Source organism: Duganella rhizosphaerae (assembly GCF_040364205.1).
In the GTDB taxonomy this organism is placed as follows: Bacteria; Pseudomonadota; Gammaproteobacteria; order Burkholderiales; family Burkholderiaceae_D; genus Rugamonas; species Rugamonas rhizosphaerae.
Map to the genome: position 1 here is coordinate 159,651 of NZ_BPWK01000014.1, position 15,663 is coordinate 175,313.

The 15,663-nt window shown below is 63.7% G+C and carries 16 protein-coding genes; 5 read left to right on the plus strand and 11 right to left on the minus strand.

Features of this window, described 5'->3' with window-relative positions; translation table 11 throughout:
* Positions 1-36 precede the first annotated feature (36 nt).
* The 5 genes from RUGAMON1_RS25295 to RUGAMON1_RS25315 all read right to left on the minus strand — a co-directional run bounded on the left by RUGAMON1_RS25295 (position 37) and on the right by RUGAMON1_RS25315 (position 5,932).
* Complete coding sequence (locus RUGAMON1_RS25295; protein WP_445233116.1) at positions 37-699, minus strand: BON domain-containing protein; 663 nt, start codon at positions 697-699, stop codon at positions 37-39.
* Positions 700-733: 34 nt separating this feature from the next.
* Positions 734-1,462, minus strand: a complete 729-nt coding sequence (locus RUGAMON1_RS25300) for a lipid-binding SYLF domain-containing protein (protein WP_445233117.1) — start codon at positions 1,460-1,462, stop codon at positions 734-736.
* A 143-nt stretch (positions 1,463-1,605) separates the two neighbouring features.
* Entirely contained in the window at positions 1,606-2,397 is a 792-nt protein-coding gene (locus RUGAMON1_RS25305; protein WP_445233118.1) for an SDR family NAD(P)-dependent oxidoreductase, read from the minus strand.
* Positions 2,398-2,428: 31 nt separating this feature from the next.
* On the minus strand, positions 2,429-3,064 hold the full coding sequence (locus tag RUGAMON1_RS25310; protein WP_445233119.1) for a response regulator: 636 nt from the start codon (positions 3,062-3,064) through the stop codon (positions 2,429-2,431).
* 60 nt (positions 3,065-3,124) lie between these two features.
* Complete coding sequence (locus tag RUGAMON1_RS25315; RefSeq protein WP_445233120.1) at positions 3,125-5,932, minus strand: sensor histidine kinase; 2,808 nt, start codon at positions 5,930-5,932, stop codon at positions 3,125-3,127.
* Positions 5,933-6,259: 327 nt separating this feature from the next.
* Between RUGAMON1_RS25315 and RUGAMON1_RS25320 the strand changes: the two genes are divergently transcribed.
* Together RUGAMON1_RS25320 and RUGAMON1_RS25325 are read left to right on the plus strand one after the other, a co-directional pair.
* Entirely contained in the window at positions 6,260-7,123 is an 864-nt protein-coding gene (locus tag RUGAMON1_RS25320) for an alpha/beta fold hydrolase (RefSeq protein WP_445233157.1), read from the plus strand.
* Positions 7,124-7,318: 195 nt separating this feature from the next.
* Positions 7,319-7,747, plus strand: a complete 429-nt coding sequence (locus RUGAMON1_RS25325) for a VOC family protein (RefSeq protein ID WP_445233121.1) — start codon at positions 7,319-7,321, stop codon at positions 7,745-7,747.
* A 48-nt stretch (positions 7,748-7,795) separates the two neighbouring features.
* On the opposite strand, the gene RUGAMON1_RS25330 is transcribed toward RUGAMON1_RS25325, so the two are convergent.
* The 5 genes from RUGAMON1_RS25330 to RUGAMON1_RS25350 all read right to left on the minus strand — a co-directional run bounded on the left by RUGAMON1_RS25330 (position 7,796) and on the right by RUGAMON1_RS25350 (position 10,971).
* Entirely contained in the window at positions 7,796-8,320 is a 525-nt protein-coding gene (locus tag RUGAMON1_RS25330) for a protein tyrosine phosphatase family protein (protein ID WP_445233122.1), read from the minus strand.
* A gap of 13 nt (positions 8,321-8,333) precedes the next feature.
* Positions 8,334-8,801, minus strand: coding sequence for a group II truncated hemoglobin (locus RUGAMON1_RS25335; RefSeq protein ID WP_445233123.1), 468 nt, complete (start codon positions 8,799-8,801; stop codon positions 8,334-8,336).
* Between the two features lie 44 nt (positions 8,802-8,845).
* Entirely contained in the window at positions 8,846-9,061 is a 216-nt protein-coding gene (locus tag RUGAMON1_RS25340; protein ID WP_445233124.1) for a hypothetical protein, read from the minus strand.
* Between the two features lie 114 nt (positions 9,062-9,175).
* Positions 9,176-9,889 (minus strand): LytR/AlgR family response regulator transcription factor, encoded by a 714-nt coding sequence (locus RUGAMON1_RS25345; RefSeq protein ID WP_445233125.1) that lies wholly within the window; start codon positions 9,887-9,889, stop codon positions 9,176-9,178.
* Positions 9,889-10,971, minus strand: coding sequence for a sensor histidine kinase (locus RUGAMON1_RS25350; RefSeq protein WP_445233126.1), 1,083 nt, complete (start codon positions 10,969-10,971; stop codon positions 9,889-9,891). Before RUGAMON1_RS25350 ends, RUGAMON1_RS25345 begins: the two co-directional genes overlap by 1 nt.
* A 136-nt stretch (positions 10,972-11,107) precedes the next feature.
* Here RUGAMON1_RS25350 and RUGAMON1_RS25355 point away from each other — a divergent pair, with 136 nt between their 5' ends.
* From RUGAMON1_RS25355 to RUGAMON1_RS25365, 3 genes are all read left to right on the plus strand, one after another.
* Positions 11,108-12,301, plus strand: a complete 1,194-nt coding sequence (locus RUGAMON1_RS25355) for a DJ-1/PfpI family protein (protein WP_445233127.1) — start codon at positions 11,108-11,110, stop codon at positions 12,299-12,301.
* 119 nt (positions 12,302-12,420) lie between these two features.
* Entirely contained in the window at positions 12,421-13,698 is a 1,278-nt protein-coding gene (locus RUGAMON1_RS25360) for an efflux RND transporter periplasmic adaptor subunit (protein WP_445233128.1), read from the plus strand.
* Positions 13,699-13,708: 10 nt separating this feature from the next.
* Positions 13,709-15,097: an efflux transporter outer membrane subunit gene (locus tag RUGAMON1_RS25365; RefSeq protein ID WP_445233129.1), complete on the plus strand. Its 1,389-nt coding sequence runs from the start codon at positions 13,709-13,711 to the stop codon at positions 15,095-15,097.
* 74 nt (positions 15,098-15,171) lie between these two features.
* Here RUGAMON1_RS25365 and RUGAMON1_RS25370 read toward each other — a convergent pair whose 3' ends face one another.
* Positions 15,172-15,648 (minus strand): cache domain-containing protein, encoded by a 477-nt coding sequence (locus tag RUGAMON1_RS25370; RefSeq protein WP_445233130.1) that lies wholly within the window; start codon positions 15,646-15,648, stop codon positions 15,172-15,174.
* Between the last annotated feature and the right edge of the window lie 15 nt (positions 15,649-15,663).

The window sequence follows — 15,663 nt, forward strand, 5'->3', positions numbered from 1 at the left end:
GCCCTGGCGGCGGCCGGCGCGCGCTGACGACGATGGTCAGGGGTGGAGCGTGGCATCGATGCTGATGCGGTTGTTGACGTGGGTGACGCCGGGCGCCAGCCAGGCGGCCCGCTCGGCCGCCTCGCGTTCGCTCCACGAGCGCACGCTGCCATCGAGCGTCACCTCGCCACCGCTGGCTTCGACGCGCAAGCGCGCAGCGTCCACCGCGGCATTGCGGTGGAAGGCGGCAACGATCTTGCGCTGCACATCGGCCGGCGCCACCGCCGGCCGCAAATGAATCAGGTTGCTGACCGCGCGCACGCCGCGTATGCGCCGCACCGCCTGCTCGGCCCGCTGGCGCTGGTAATTCCACTCGACCGTCCCCTCCAGCTTCAGCGTGCCGTGGTCGACCACGACCTTGATCGTTTCCACCGAGTGCGGCAACTGGAACGTGAGCGCGGACACCGCCTCGCGCGCGATATCGGCGTCGAGCCGGCTCTCGCCGGCCAGCCGCACCTCCACGTCGTTGGCGACCCCGGCCACGCCGACCACGCGCTGCGCGGCGCGTTCGGCCGCCACTTTCTGGCTATAGCTGCGCACGAAACCGCTGAGCGTGACTATTTTCTCCCGTACCGACACGCCCAGCCCGGTGGCGCTGAGGTCGGCCTCCCACGCCAGCTCGTGCTCGACGTTGCGTTTGATTTCACTATCGGTCAACATGATGTGCTCCTTTCCGAAAAATCATGGGGGCAGCTCATCGAGTGACGGTGGATGCCTGCCCCAGCGCCTGCTGCAGCGGCTGCGCCTGCGGATTGCTGACGCTGCCATCGGCGATGTCGCGCGGCGACAACGTGCGGCCGTAATAGGCATTGGTCAGCGCCTGGTTGAAACGGACATCGTTCAGGCCGACCGCCACGGCGTCGCCGAACAAGCCCTTGGTGCCGCTCCAGGCCACGACGTCGCCGGTCCCGGCCGAACCCTGCGCCAGCTTGGACCAGTTGAGCACCGTCAGGCCGGCCTCGGCGCTGAGCGAGAAGTTATTCTTCTTCATGAACTCGTTGACCGCCTTGTCGTTGTTGAGCACCATCGCGATCGCACCGCCTTCGGCGCCCGCCTGCAACCCCAGCGTCAAGCCGCCCAGGTCGTAGAACGCCGGTCCGCTCCAGGCGCCGTCGGCGCGCTTGAGCAGCAGCAGGCCGGCGCCGCCATGGGCGCCGACGCCCAGCGCCGCGCGGCCGTATGAAGGCACGATCAATACGCCCTTGGCCTGCTGCAGCAACTGCTTCATGCGCGGCTCGGCTTCAAGCTGACGCACCACGGCCAGCGCGTCGTTGACGCGCCGGGTGGCGCTTTGCGCCGGCTTGGCGGCGAGATCGGTTTTCTCCTGCTGGCCGGCGGCGCTCTGGGCGGACGCGACGCCGCACAGTCCCACGGTGGCCGTAACGACCGCCAGCGCGACGCGGAACTTGTAATCGATAGACATGTTTTTTCTCCTGTGGGTTGGAATATGCTGCGCTCCAGGTACAGGATCATGCTAGCGCCGATGCCCGCAGGCCGCGTTTGATCTCAATCACGGTGTGCGGCGGAACCGCGAAAAAAAGATTGGACGGCCTCGAACAGCCCGTTTCAGAAGGCGCTCTTGATCACGCCGCCGTCGACACGCAAGGCCGCGCCGGTGGTCGCCGACGCCAGCGGACTTGCCACGTAGGCGACCAGCGAGGCTACCTCTTGCGGCGTGCCGAAGCGTTTGATCAACGATGTCGGCCGCACGTGGTCGAAGAACTCCGCCTCGACCTGCTCGAAGCTCTTGTCGGCCGAGCGCGCCATGCCTTCAACGAAGTCGCCAACGCCACGCGATTTGGTCGGGCCGGGCAGCACGCTGTTGACCGTGATGCCGGTGCCGGCAACCGACTCCGCCAGTCCGCGCGACACCGCCAGTTGCGCCGTCTTGGTCATGCCGTAGTGGATCATCTCGGTGGGGATCTGCACCGCGCTTTCGCTGGAGATGAAGATGATGCGCCCCCAGTTCGCGCGCTTCATCTCCGGCAGCACCAGGCGCGCCAGGCGGACGCCGCTCAGGACGTTGACCTCGAAGAAGCGCCGCCAGTCCTCGTCGGGAATGTCCTCGAAGGCCTTGGGCTCAAAGATGCCGAGGTTGTTGACCAGTATGCTGATGCCCGGATGACGCCGAACCACCTCCTGCGCGGCATCGGGCAGGCTGAGGTCGCCCGCATAGCCCTGGACCATGCCGCCCGTCTCCGAACGCATGCGATCCACCGCCTCATCCACGCCGGACTGGGTTCTGCCGTTGACGATAACGCTTGCGCCTTCCTGCGCGAGCAAGTGTGCGATGGCGTAGCCGATGCCGGCCGTGCTGCCACTGACTAAGGCGATCTTGCCGCCGAGTTGCAATTCCATGTCGATACTCCTTGCCTGTGAAAAGTGAAGTCTAGTTTTCCCAATACCCACGGTGCAGGGCGATCGTCACGGCATGGGTACGATCGCGCGCGTCGAGCTTTTGCAGGATGGTTTTCATGTGCGCCTTGATGGTGTCTTCGCTCAAGCCCAAGCGGTCGCCGACAAGCCGGTTGGAATTGCCGTCCGCGACGTGGCGCAATACTTCCAGCTCGCGCTTGCTCAGCGTATCTTGCCGGAAGTTGTTGGCCAGGCTGCTGACCACTTGTCGCGGCAGCTGCCACTGTCCGGCGTGCACGGCAAGGATGTAGCTGCTTAATTCGGTACGCGCCAGGTTTTTCAGCAGATAGCCACTGGCTCCGGCCTTCAAGCCGCGCGCCACGCGTTCATCGCCGGCGTAGGTGGTCAGGATAATGATGCGCGCCTGGGGATTGAGACTGCGGATGGCCCTGGTCGCCTCGATGCCGTTCCGTCCCGGCATTTGCACATCCATCAGCGTGATGTCGGGACGGAAGCGTTGGTATTGCTCGATGGCATCATCACCATCCGCGGCCTCGGCCACGACCGAGAATGCCGGATCGGCCGACAGCACGGCCGCTATCCCGCTGCGCAACAAGGGGTGATCGTCCGCGATCATCACCCTGATCATTTCGCCTCCGCTGCTTTCCATAACCGCGCTCCTTTAATATCTTGGACCAGCGTATCACCGGAAGGCCATGCCGGCATCACCCTATTGGGTATATGCCAGGGCCGCCGGCAGCGTCAGCTGCCACTCGGTGCCGGTCTCGGCACTACTGCGCAACAAGAGTTTGGCGTTGATCCTTGCCGCGCGCTCAGCCATGCCGCGCATGCCCCAGTGATTCCGGCGCCCGCCGTCGCTCAGGATTTCCGCGGGGATGCCGACGCCGTCGTCACGCACGATACAACGGAATTCCCGCAGGCCGTATTGAAGCTCCACCTCGATCCGCTGCGCCCTGGCGTGACGGCAGGCGTTGGCGATCGCCTCGATGGCGATCGCCATGGCTTCCTGGTAAATCGCGCTGTCCAGCTGGCGCAGCGAACCGCACATCTTTAACTGGATGACGTTTGCTTCGCACAGCTGCAAGCGGTGCGCGGCGGCCAGCAGCGCGTCCGGGAAGCTGAGTTTGTCGTCTTCCCCGCGCAATTCGCGTATGCGGCCGCGGCCTTCATCGACCACGTCGTCGGCCTGCTGCAGCGCATGCTCCAGCTGCGTGCGCATCGCGTCCTTGGGCGGCAGCTTCATGACGGCGGCGTGTATATGCAGGATCAGGCTCTGCACCGATTGCAGCAGGGTGTCATGCAGCTCCCGCGCAATGCGCTCGCGCTCGCTCACCCGCTCCTGCAGGCGATGCGCCATTTGCCGGGAGACGCGGTTGATGTGCCAGCGGTAGGCCAGATAGGCCGCCGACAGCAGCAGTACCCCGCACAGGGCCTTGAACCACCAGGTTTCCGTCATGGATGGGGCGACCGTGAAGTGCACCACGGTGGGTTGACCGGTCCATAGTCCGTTGTAGTCGGAGGCGGCGACGCGAAAACGATAGTCGCCAGGCGCCAGATTGCTGTAATACGCGTTGCGGCGCGCTCCCACGTCCTGCCAATCCGCATCGACGCCCTCCAGCCGATAGCGAAACCGCACCCGCTCCGGCATCGCCAGCAAGGGAACGGAGTAATCGATCTGCAATGCCGAGACGCCGGGAGCAAATTGCGCATGCTGCTGCACCGGCTTGCCTTCTCCCGGCGGTCCGATCGTCTTGATGATGGCGGGCTGTGCCGGCGAATGCGGCAATTGCTCCCTAGGATCGAGTCGAAACACGCCGGTCGACCGGACTATCCACAGCAGGGAATCGGACGACAGCACCAGCGACGGCGATGGGACAACGCGCGGCGCCGTCCCCTCCAGGCCGTCAAGCTGATCCAGGCGCTCGTACCGCACCCGGTAATCCGGGGCGCGTTTGAATTGGGCGATCTCCTCGCTGGCGATGCGGAACAGTCCCGCCGAGGCATTCAGCCACAGATCGCCGTTCTCCAGTTCGACGATGCCGGAGATGCCGTCGAAGGTCTCGCCATGCAAGCCGTTGACCTGCTTGAACCGGCCTGCTTCAAACAGCGCGAGTCCGTTGTCCCCGCCGGCCCACAGATGCCGGCCGTGCGGATGCAGCGCCATCACCAGGCCCAGCGTGAGGCCGTCGGCCTGGCCGTAACTGCGCCAGCCGGCGCCCTCGGCGTGCGCCACACTGCCGGGAAAGTAGCCCAGCCAAAGGCCCAACGCATCCGAGCGCGCCATCACACTGACTTCGCCGCCGTTTCCGGCTTTCTCCCACTCGCCGCTGGACCTGCGCCGATACAGGCCCAGCTGTTGTACCGCCGCCAGCAGGTCGTCGTTCTGGTCCGCCAGCACGCTTTTGACGACCAGCTTGCCGATCGCGGCAGGCAGTTCAATTCTGCGGCTGTCCTTGCCCTGGATGCGGCGCAGCGCGCCGTAGGACGAGCCCCATAGCGCGCCGTCGCGGGTTCGGGTAAAGCCGGTCAGCATATTCGCCCAGCCCTGCTGCCTGGCCGGCCACAGTGGCGTGATGCTGGCCTGGCCGGCATCGTTGGCGGCAACGTGGAAGCCGCCAATCCAGGCGCCGCCGCTGTCATCGGCCATGATCGCGGCGCCGATGGCCGATTCGGGGACCTCGATTCTGGCCAGGCGCCGGCTGCGGAAACGATCGATCCCGGAGGAGGTGGCGGCCCAGATATTCCCTTCCCTGTCCTCGAACATGGCGCCGACCGCAGGACCGCTCAAGCCTTGCGGCGGCGTGGTCCGGCGGGGAGCGCCGTTCGCGGTACGGTATTCAAGCCCCCCTTGCAGGCCGATCCAAAGATCGCCGCGACGGTCGAACAGCAAGCTGGCGGGATCGCCCAAGCGCTCCCACTGCCGCGGATAGCCGCCCTGCGCCGGCCCGGCAAGCCGGTTGAAACGGCCATGCCCGGCGTCCCAGCTCACCACGCTGCCGTCGGGCAGGTTAAACAGCACGCCGGTGCCGCTGTCGACCGGCGCCTTAGCGAACTGTTGATTGCCCGGCCGGAGCAAATAGACGCCGGTGTCGCCTTGCGCCCACAGCGCACCCTGGCGGTCGCGCATCAGCGTCTTGTACTGGCCGCCGGGTACTTTCCACGAGCTGGCGGGCGCATGCCAGCGTTCGTTTTCAAGGTAATACATTCCCTGCGATGTCGCCGCCCAGACGCGGCCGTCGCCGTCCTGCTCCACGCCCCAGACCGAACGGCCAGGCAAGCCGTCCCGCTCGCTGTAGTTGCGGATGCGTCCCTGCTGCAGCCGCGCGGCGCCGCCGGTGCGATAGCCTATCCACAGGGAGCCGTCGGCAAACGCGTTGACCATGCTGACATTCCTGGTCAACAAAGGCGCGTTGGACGGCGCGTACTGTTCGAACTGCATGCCGTCAAAGCGATACAGGCCGGTCGGGCCGCCCAGCCACAGCCAGCCATCCTTGGTCTGGGTGATGGACAAGATCATCGCCGGGGCGCCATCGCGAACGGTCCAGCTGGCGTGGTGCAGATTGATCGGCGCGGCCGAAGTGCTATCGGCCCGGGCGCTTACGCAACAGGAAAGAATTACCAGCAAGGTAAATACCCTGCCGTAACTCATCAATGGACTTTTCATGGAAAACAACCGGCAATGAAAGGTGAATCCGGGAATTTTTTACGACCGTTAACATTGTATAGAAATAAACCACCCGATAGTGTGTATGTCCGCGCCGGTCACTTGGATATCCTGTTGGTTTAACCACGGGAGATCATCATGTTACGAACTGTCACCAGCTTGCTCTGCACGGGCTTACTGATGTTTTACGCCTTCATCGGCACAGCGCAAGCGCAAGCCCCCAAGAGTAATTTCGCAGAAGTAAATGGCGTGCGGATCCACTACCTCTCCGCCGGCAAGGGCGATCCTGTGTTACTGCTGCATGGCTATACCGAGTCCAGCCACATGTGGCTGCCGCTGATCGCGCAACTGTCGAAAGACCATCTGGTCATCGCCCCCGATTTGCGCGGCTTCGGACAATCCGGCCTGCCGCAGGGGCCTTACACCAAATCGGTGATGGCGCAGGACGTCCACGCGCTGGCGGTCAGCCTCGGCATCAAGTCAGCCAAGGTTGTGGGCCATGACATCGGCCTCATGGTCGCCTACGCCTATGCCGCCCAGTATCCGCAAGAGGTCAACAAGATCGTCCTGATGGATGCGTTCCTGCCAGGCGTGGGCAATTGGAAGGATGTCTGGCTGCTGCGCGACTTGTGGCATTTCCACTTCTATGGCGAGACACCGCTGGCGCTGGTGAAAGGACGCGAACGCACTTACTTCGAACATTTTTGGAACGATTTCGCCGCCGACAAAACGAAATCGCTGAGCGAAGCGGATCGCAAATTCTACACCGCCGAATACGCCCAGCCAGGTCATATGCGCGCCGGCTTCGAAGTCTTCCGTGCCTTCAGCCAGGATGCGGAAGACTTCGCCCAGTACATGAAAACACCGCTGACCATGCCGATGCTGGTACTCGGCGGTGAGAAGGCATCGGGCGAATTCCTGATACAGCAGGCCCGCCTGGTCGACACCAAGGTCGAAGGCGTGGTGATCAAGAACAGCGGGCACTGGCTGATGGAAGAAGCCACTGCCGAGGTGGTGCCCAAGCTGGTCCAATTCCTGAAGTAAGCGAATTCGGCGGGCTGTTCAAGTCATCGCCGGCATCGCGAATTCCGCTTCCATCAAGGCGTCGACCGTCGGTCCGAGGTCGGCATCGGGCATGACCGCCATGTGGTTCCTGCCCCTCTGATCGGGGGGCGGTCGCGGTCCACCCTTGAGATGCTAAACTCGCTGGGAACTCAATAGACGAAAGCGCGGTTCCGTATGCAGCAATCCATCATCCATATTGCACTGGTGGTACGTGATTATGACGAAGCTATCGACTTCTATGTCGGCAAGCTTGGTTTCGATTTACTGGACGACACCTACCAGCCGGCGCAGAACAAGCGTTGGGTCGTGGTTGCGCCGCCTGGTGGTGCGGGCACCACGCTACTGCTGGCGAAGGCGTCCAACCCCGAGCAGGAACCTTTCGTTGGCAATCAAGCTGGCGGCCGCGTATTCCTTTTTCTAAACACGGATGATTTCTGGCGCGATTACGAACGGCTGCGAGCCCTTGAGGTCACATTCATTCGCGCGCCCAAAGAGGAAGAGTACGGAACTGTCGCCGTGTTTGAAGACCTGTACGGGAACCGCTGGGATCTGCTGCAACTGCGTCCTGATCACCCGCTCGCCGCACGGGGACGAATGCGTTGAGGTGAGCGCGTAAAATCCGGGGCTTTTTCCGGTCCGCGCCTACCTTCTTCAATACGGTTCAAACTGAATGCCCGCTTTTCGTAGCTGGGACACCAGCAAGCTCTTCCACGGCCCTTCCGGCGACCACACCCGCGCGACCGATTCATAGGCGAGCTCGGGCTTCTCGTGAAGGACGATGGCGCGATACAGGAAGGTCATGCTGGAGGCGCGCATATTGACCTGGCAATGGACCAGGACTTTGCGCTCACCCAGTCGCGCCATGGCCACCACGAACGACTGGAAGTCGGCTTCGGTGGGCTTGCCGAAGCCGATAGGAATATTGATGAACTCAAGACCCTGCCGGCGAACGATCTCCGCTTCGCCGGCAATGGCGTCCGGCACGGTCGGCGGCGCCAGGTAGATGACTGCGCCAAACCCCTGCGCGGCCAGGCCGGCCAGAGCCTCGGCGCTTGGCTGGCCCGACGTGACGAGCTTGGGCGAGATCGCGACCACGTTCGGGGCCTCGATCAGTACGCCAGTCGCCGACGCCGCGCCGCATGCCAGCAGCCCGGTGAGCAGCACGAGCACCGCCATTGCGCGCCTCGTTTCAGCCACGATAGGGCCCCTTGACCTCGCCCCAGCCCCACTTGGGCATGGGTGCATCCTGATCGGCTTGCGCCCCCGGCTGCGAGTTGATGACCGCCAGACGCGAACCCCATTCGAGATAGCCGACCAGCGCAGAACGGAATTCCGGGTCGTCGGGCATGCCTAGTTCATCGGCCGTTTCCAGCAGCAGCGCGACCCAACGGCGCCGCTGCTCCTGGACCAGATGCCGGTTGAGATGCTGCTGGATCATATGGGGGTGCCCGCCATGCTGCTCGGAGTAGGTGGTGGGCCCGCCCAGCACCTCGGCAAGGAAGGCGGCCACGTGCGCCGGATGATCGTCGCCCATATGGGCAAACACAGGGGCCAGCAAGGTATCGCGCTTGACGTGTTCGTAGAAGCGCGAGGTCAGACGGCGCAGGGCATCGATACCGCCCAGCCATTCGTACAGCGTAGGAATGTTTTCGGACATGCGGAACCTTTCAAAATGCGGTCTACGGCATCCAGGGGACCAGGTCAATCAACGCGCGCGGCACATTTTGCGCACTTCACGAGTCCCGTGCGGCCTATCGTCCAGCCGCACGCCCTCGCCGCCACCGCCGCCCTGCTGGCCCACTCTTCCATCGGATCATTGGCGACTTCTTCAAATTCAAAGAACGCGCGGCAATCATGGGATTCACACACCAGCATGAATTCACAGAATAGCATTTCTTCGAGCAGGTTATTCATCATTGCGATGACCTCTTAAATGTGGAACAACCTCTATTGTACTGGTGGGACCGTACCGGCCACGCCTCGATGCCTGGTTCGACGCCGCGCGCCAGCGCAGCGTGCCGCCAGCCTTCGCTAGGCCAGCCGATCCATAACGGGCTTGCGGTAGCGCCTGCTCATGCGCAGGCGCCGCATGTTGTCAAGGACGATTTCATATTCGCCGTCCGGGCACAGTTCCAGCGCACGGATGCGGTCGAGATTGACGATGGCCGAGCGGTGAATCCGGCAGAAGCCAAAGGGCGCCAGCAGCACCTCCAGCTCGGCCAGGCTGCGGCGCAACATATGGGCGCGCCCGCCGGCATGCAGGGTCGAGTAATAATCGCTCGCTTCGATCCAGTCGACGTCCGCGTACTTGACCACGTCGAGCACATTGCCATTCCTGATCATGAACCGTTGGCTGGCGCCCGGAATCCGCAGGCGCTCCTTGACCCGTTCCAGCACGCGCTGGAAGCGCAGGTCGTCGAACGGTTTCATCAAGTAGTCGAGCGCGCCCACCTCGAAAGCGCGCAAGGCGAATTGGTGATGGGCGGTAACGAAGACGATGGCAAACGGCAGCACCGGCCCGAGACGGTCGAGCAGTTCGAAACCGTCGCACTCGGGCATTTCCACATCCAGAAAAACCAGGTCCGGTTTGCAGGCGGCAATCGCGGCCATGGCGTCCTCGGCGGAACCGCATTGGCCGACCAGCTGTATCCCGGCGTCACGCGCCAGCAGCGCGGCGATATTGCTGCGCGCGAGCGGCTCGTCGTCGACAATCAGGGCGCGCAGTGCAACGGTGCTGTGATCCATCAATCCTCACGATATGGCAGGGTAATTGTGGCAAGCACGCCCAGCTCGTCACGGTTGTTGAGCGCGAACGTCTGCGCGCCGCCGTACAGCGCGGCCAGGCGTTGCCGCGTATTGTCCAAGCCCACGCCAACGCCTGTCTCCGCAGGCAGAAGCGGACCGTCGTTATAGACGGTCAGGGTCAGAACCGGGCCCGCGCGCGCCGCCCCGATGCGCAGCGCACCGCCCTTGGTGCGCTTGCCGATGCCGTGCTTGATGGCGTTTTCCACCAGCGGTTGCAGGATGAAGTCAGGCACCCGGGCCGCCAGCAATTGATCGGGAATGTCGATATCGTAGCGCAAGCGCTCGGCGAAACGCATCTGCTGCAGCGCCAGGTACTTGCGCAGGAATGCGATCTCGTCTTCCAACGCGACGTATTGGCGGTCGGAGTGGTCGGTCACCCGCCGCAACAGGTCGCCCAGCGCGGCGATCATCGCAATCGCATCGTTGCCCCGCTCCTCGCGTATCAGCCCGGTGATCGCGTTGAGGCAGTTGAAAACGAAGTGCGGCTCCAGCTGGAGTTTGAGCGTGGCCAGTTGCGCCTGCGCCAGCACTTCAGCCATACGCGCGCTCGCGGCCTGCTGCTGCGCCAGGCGATTGTGGGCCTCGACCGTATGGTTCAGCGCCACGATGGCGCCATACAGTATCCCTCCGACGATGAGCATGCCATAGAATTTCGGATACCAGAGCACTGAGAATGCGGTCGGACCGGCGGGATTGGCCAAGGGATTGGTCAGGTGTTCAAGCAGCGAGGCCCACGTGGCCCACACCAGGCAGATGACGGCGCAGGTCGCTGCATGCGCCAGCCACGGCAGCGCCGACCTGGACGGCAGGCGCAAGCGTTGCAGCAAAACCAGCACGGCGGGAGTGAACACGGGCCACGCGGCCCAGCTGGCTGCCGTCACCACAAACAGGGTGGCCCACAGGTGATGCATGCCCATCGCGCGCATGCTGATCACCGTTTGGGTCGCATCGACCAGGGCGATGGTCAGCCAGACCGCGGCAATCTGCAACCATAGTTTCGATGTGACATGTGCGCTTTTCATGGCCACATCATAAGCGAACCAGGGGCGCACTGGACGGCTTTGCAGCCAATCCACGGCGGGCTGCAGCCAAGCCCCTCGCGCGGGCTCCCGGACGATGGGAGACTGGTTGCCTCTTCACTACCGCTCAAGGATCACCATGAACCACCTCCCGACGGCCATCGGCACCGGCGCCCCGGTCAACGCCGGAAGCGTCGCATCGCCTTCGCTCGCGCGGCGGCGCACGGCCCACATGTTGGCCGTGGCATGCGCGCTGGCGCTGTGTGGCGCGCTAACGTCTGCCGCGGCGGCCGACATGGTCGCGCAGAAAAAGCCGGTCTATGTCTGCCAGATGGCCAGCCACGCCCACATGGCCGGCCATCCGGTCGCCGAGTATGACAAGCCAGGGATATGTCCGACCGACGGCATGGAACTGATCGATAAGTCCCAGCGCCTGCGCGTTGCCGTGTTGATCTTCAATGGTGTGCAGGACATCGACTATTCCGGCCCGATGGAAGTGTTCGGCCAGTCCGGCGCCACCATCTTTACTGTTGCCGGCAGCACCAACAGCGTACATTCGGCCTGGGGCTTGCAGATGACGCCCGGTTACGACCTTGAGCACGCGCCACAGGCCGACATTGTGGTCGTCCCCGGCGGCGACGTGGGCAGCGTCATCCGCGATCCCAAGGCACTCGACTGGATACGCGCGCGCGCCGTCGACAGCCGCGCCGTGCTGTCGATTTGCACCGGCGCCTTCATCATGGGCAAGGCCGGCTTGCTCGATGGCCAATCGGCGACCACCATCGTCGGCGCGACGGAACAACTGGCGGCGATGTTTCCAAGGGCGAAGGTGGTCAACGACCGGCGCTATGTCGACAACGGCAAGATCGTCACCACCGGCGGCCTGTCCTCGGGCATCGATGGCGCGCTGCACATGGTGTACCGCGAACTGGGCGCCCTGCGAGCCGAAAGTGTCGCCCGCGGCATGGAATACGAATGGCGCGAAGAAGGCAAGCTCGCCTTCGGCCAGCTGGCTGCCTATCAGATGCCCGACGTGGCCGAGTTCGTGCCCAAGGGCGCTATGTGGGAACGCCTGATCGACACCGGCGATGTCAACCAATGGGAAGTGGGCGGACGCATCGAACTGGCGGCCGGCGCCCCGGACTTCCTCGACCAGAGCGCGATCAAGATGGGCGCGGCCGGCTGGCGCGAGCTGCCCGCAGCCGGCAAGCTTGGCCGCAGCTTCACCAAGACCAGCAAAGGCAAGACATGGCAGGTGGCCATGGCAATCCAGGACGCTGACGCACCGGCCGTCTACAAGCTGACCATCAAGATCAAGCAGGCCGGCGCGTAGAACGATGCGCTCTGGCGCGTCGCGCGCGGCGCCGGCGCATGAATGCGCTAGAATACCCGCAGTTTCTAACGATGCGAGGGGCTCTGCTTGTCGCGTCACGACCTGGTTGGACCCACCGCATGCACCTGCTTTATCCCGATGTAAAACTGATGACCGGTGGACGCGCTCGCCGCCCTGTTGCTGCCGGCCCGTCCCGGCCCCGATGGCATGGCGGCCTGACGGCCGGCGCGCTGGCGATGGCACTCAACGCCGGCGTGGTGCTGGCGCAAGTGCCGCAACAGCCGAAGGCGCCGCCGTCGGCTGCCACGACAGAGCTGCCACGCCCGCCCGCGGACACCGTGACGGTGCAGCGCGGTGATCTCCAGCAAACGGTCGACGCCATCGGAAAATTGCAATTCCATCAATTCGCGGACGTCGACATCCCGGTGGCAGGCCAGGTAAAAGAGATCCTGGTTGCCGTCGGAGATACTGTGCAAAAAGGCAAAGTGGTGATGGAAATGTCGCCTGCGGTCCAGGCAAACCAGATGGCAAGCAATCGCGCTCAAATGGCGCGCCTGCAGGCCGAACTGGCAGACCAGCAGGCGCAGACGGACTTTGCCGAGCTGCAGTTCAAGCGCCAGACCCAGCTCAAGGCGCAAAACGCCACGCGCGAAGAAAGCTTCGAGTCGAGCCGCATGAGTCTGTCTTCGGCCCGCGCCCGGGTGGACTCCATCAACGCCCAGATCCACCAGCTCGAGGCGACGCTGAAATCCGATGAGGAGAGCCGCCAGCACACGCAGGTGCTGGCGCCGATTTCCGGAACCGTCGTCGCCGTGAATGCGCGGCCCGGACAAACGGCGACTGTCGGGCAAGCCGCCGTGCCCTTGATGCGCATCGCGGATCTGTCACAAATGACGGTGCAGGCACGCGTGGCCGAGATCGACGTGACGCTGCTGCGACGCGGCATGCCGGCCAATTTCAGGACGCCCGGTTATCCTGGCCGAATCTGGTCGGGCAAGCTGCGGCAGGTACTTCCGGTACCTGCCGAGGGCACGGGCGAACAGGGCAAGCAGACTTTTTACAACGTCCTGTTCGAGGTCAACAATCCGGAGCAGGAGCTGATGAGCGGCATGACGACCCAGGTGCAGTTCATCGTCGCGCAGACCAGGGACGCGGTGCTGTTGCCGCTCAATTTGCTGGGCAAGTGCGATGCTGAGAAATTATGCGAGGTCAACGTGTTGACCGCCAACGGCCAGGTCGATGTGCGCAAGCTGAAACTTGGCGTGCGCAATCAGCAGCAGGTGCAAGTGCTGTCCGGCCTGGAAGCCGGCGAGCAATTGCTGGCCGGCCCGGCGCCGGCCGTCGCGCTGCGGCCCAAGCCGGCCGCTGCGGGCGCCGCTGGCGCCACGCTGCGCTGATGGGAACGCCATGAAGCGCCGCGCCCTGTTCTCCCCGCTGTGTCTGGCCGGCGCCTTGCTGGCTGGCTGCGCGCACACGATTCCCGTGGCGGAAGCGCCGCCGGCACTCGACTTGCCGGCCGGCTGGTCGCAGGCGGACAAAGCGCGCGCCCAGGAATGGCCCGATGCCCAATGGTGGCAACATTTTGGCAGCGCCGAGCTGTGCCAGCTGGTAGGCGAGGGACAAGAAGGCAACCTGGAACTGGCCGCCGCGCTGTCGCGTGTGCGCCAGGCAGAGGCCCAGGCCCGCATTGCGGGGGTCGCCCTGCTGCCATCGGTCGATGTGTCCGCAGGCGCCAGCCGGGATCTGCCGCTCGGCAGCCATCACAACGCCAATGTGTCGTCCAGCGGCCTGTTGCAAGTGTCTTACGAAATTGATTTCTGGGGCAAGAGCAAGGCCGGCATCGCGGCGGCCGAGGCATCGCTGAGGGCCAATTTCTATGATCGGCAAACCGTCGCCTTGACGGTGACGAGCGGCATTGTGTCGACCTATCTGCAAGTGCTGTCGCTCCACGACCGCCTCGACGTGGCGCGCGAGAACGTCGGCAATGCCGAACGTGTGCTATCGCTGGTCGAGGCGCAGCGCAGCGTGGGGGCCGCCACGTCGGTCGACCTGGCCCGCCAGCGTTCCGCCGTCGCCAGCCAACATGCCACGATCCCCGATTTGCAGCAACAGGAACGCGAAGCGCAATCGGCGTTGGCCATCTTGCTCGGCCGCCCGCCGCAAACCTTCCGGATCGGGCATGGCGGACTCGACACCATCAGCTTGCCCGAGGTCACGCCGGGCCTGCCATCCGAACTGCTGTCGCGGCGGCCGGATATTCGCCGTTCAGAAGCGACGTTGGCGGCGGCCAGCGCCAACGTGGACGCGGCGCGCGCGGCACTGTTTCCCAGCATACGCCTGACCGGATCGACGGGCACGCAAAGCAGTGCCCTGCTCTCGCTGCTCAATGGCCAGAATTTGTTCGCCAATGTCGGCGCCTCGCTGATGGCGCCGATTTTCGACGGCGGACGTCTGCGGACCGAACGTGATCTGGCCATCGAACAAAAACAGGAACTGGTGAAGGCGTATCGCTCGACCGTGCTCGCGGCGCTGGCGGAAGTAGACACCGTGCTAGGCCAGATCAGGAGCATCGATGAGCAGCGCCAGCTGAAACAGGTCGAACTGGAACAGACGCGTCTTGCCTTCAATTTGTCGGAGATCCGCTACAAGGCGGGGGCGGAAGACTTGATGACCGTGCTCGATACCCAGCGCAACCTGTCGGACGTGCAAAATGAGTTGGGAATACTGAAGCTCAAGCGCCTGCAGGCCACCGTGTCCCTGTATAAAGCCCTGGGCGGCGGCTGGACGGCCGGCTGACGTGCGTTGCTTGCCGTTCCCATGATGGGCTGTTTCCATTGCGATGTGTCAAGCCACCTATACTGCCGGCGGCACTAGCTCCCTTGATACACACCGACACAGACCATGGAGTTACCCGCGCCCTGTTCACAGTAGGATTTCTTCAACTCATAACTGGAAGTGGCAATATTATTGAATTTATACGGGCCGTACCAGCCCTTGCCCTTGGACTTGACCATATCTATCATATCCTTGATAAACGGTTTTCCATCTGCGTCTTTCATGATGTACAAATTCTTGCCCACCATCTTGGGATTCGCGCCTTGCGCGAGGCAATTACCATCGAAGTCATACACGAAGACGTATAAATCCCGATCCTTGAAGGCCCCGTTCGGATGCTCGGTAAAGCTCTTGTACGCTTTCTCGGGGCCGGCAGACTTGACCAGTGCGACCGCCTGTTTCACCATCGCTTCTGCTTCCGCCGGGTCGCCGTGCACGTCAGCTGCCTGGACGCCGACAGCGATACCGGCTTGAAAAATAAGCGTCGAGATAAAAGTCGTTCGAATACGCATCGCGGATCTCCATTT

What these genes read in the sequence shown, in the direction of transcription:
- RUGAMON1_RS25320 (WP_445233157.1), top strand. Translation starts at nt 6,260, where the DNA reads ATGTTTTACGCCTTCATCGGCACAGCGCAAGCGCAAGCCCCCAAGAGT.
- RUGAMON1_RS25350 (WP_445233126.1), bottom strand. Translation starts at nt 10,971, where the DNA reads ATGAAAAGCGCACATGTCACATCGAAACTATGGTTGCAGATTGCCGCG.
- RUGAMON1_RS25295 (WP_445233116.1), bottom strand. Translation starts at nt 699, where the DNA reads ATGTTGACCGATAGTGAAATCAAACGCAACGTCGAGCACGAGCTGGCG.
- RUGAMON1_RS25340 (WP_445233124.1), bottom strand. Translation starts at nt 9,061, where the DNA reads ATGATGAATAACCTGCTCGAAGAAATGCTATTCTGTGAATTCATGCTG.
- RUGAMON1_RS25335 (WP_445233123.1), bottom strand. Translation starts at nt 8,801, where the DNA reads ATGTCCGAAAACATTCCTACGCTGTACGAATGGCTGGGCGGTATCGAT.
- RUGAMON1_RS25330 (WP_445233122.1), bottom strand. Translation starts at nt 8,320, where the DNA reads ATGGCGGTGCTCGTGCTGCTCACCGGGCTGCTGGCATGCGGCGCGGCG.
- RUGAMON1_RS25305 (WP_445233118.1), bottom strand. Translation starts at nt 2,397, where the DNA reads ATGGAATTGCAACTCGGCGGCAAGATCGCCTTAGTCAGTGGCAGCACG.
- RUGAMON1_RS25365 (WP_445233129.1), top strand. Translation starts at nt 13,709, where the DNA reads ATGAAGCGCCGCGCCCTGTTCTCCCCGCTGTGTCTGGCCGGCGCCTTG.
- RUGAMON1_RS25325 (WP_445233121.1), top strand. Translation starts at nt 7,319, where the DNA reads ATGCAGCAATCCATCATCCATATTGCACTGGTGGTACGTGATTATGAC.
- RUGAMON1_RS25310 (WP_445233119.1), bottom strand. Translation starts at nt 3,064, where the DNA reads ATGGAAAGCAGCGGAGGCGAAATGATCAGGGTGATGATCGCGGACGAT.
- RUGAMON1_RS25315 (WP_445233120.1), bottom strand. Translation starts at nt 5,932, where the DNA reads ATGATCTTGTCCATCACCCAGACCAAGGATGGCTGGCTGTGGCTGGGC.
- RUGAMON1_RS25370 (WP_445233130.1), bottom strand. Translation starts at nt 15,648, where the DNA reads ATGCGTATTCGAACGACTTTTATCTCGACGCTTATTTTTCAAGCCGGT.
- RUGAMON1_RS25355 (WP_445233127.1), top strand. Translation starts at nt 11,108, where the DNA reads ATGAACCACCTCCCGACGGCCATCGGCACCGGCGCCCCGGTCAACGCC.
- RUGAMON1_RS25300 (WP_445233117.1), bottom strand. Translation starts at nt 1,462, where the DNA reads ATGTCTATCGATTACAAGTTCCGCGTCGCGCTGGCGGTCGTTACGGCC.
- RUGAMON1_RS25345 (WP_445233125.1), bottom strand. Translation starts at nt 9,889, where the DNA reads ATGGATCACAGCACCGTTGCACTGCGCGCCCTGATTGTCGACGACGAG.
- RUGAMON1_RS25360 (WP_445233128.1), top strand. Translation starts at nt 12,421, where the DNA reads ATGCACCTGCTTTATCCCGATGTAAAACTGATGACCGGTGGACGCGCT.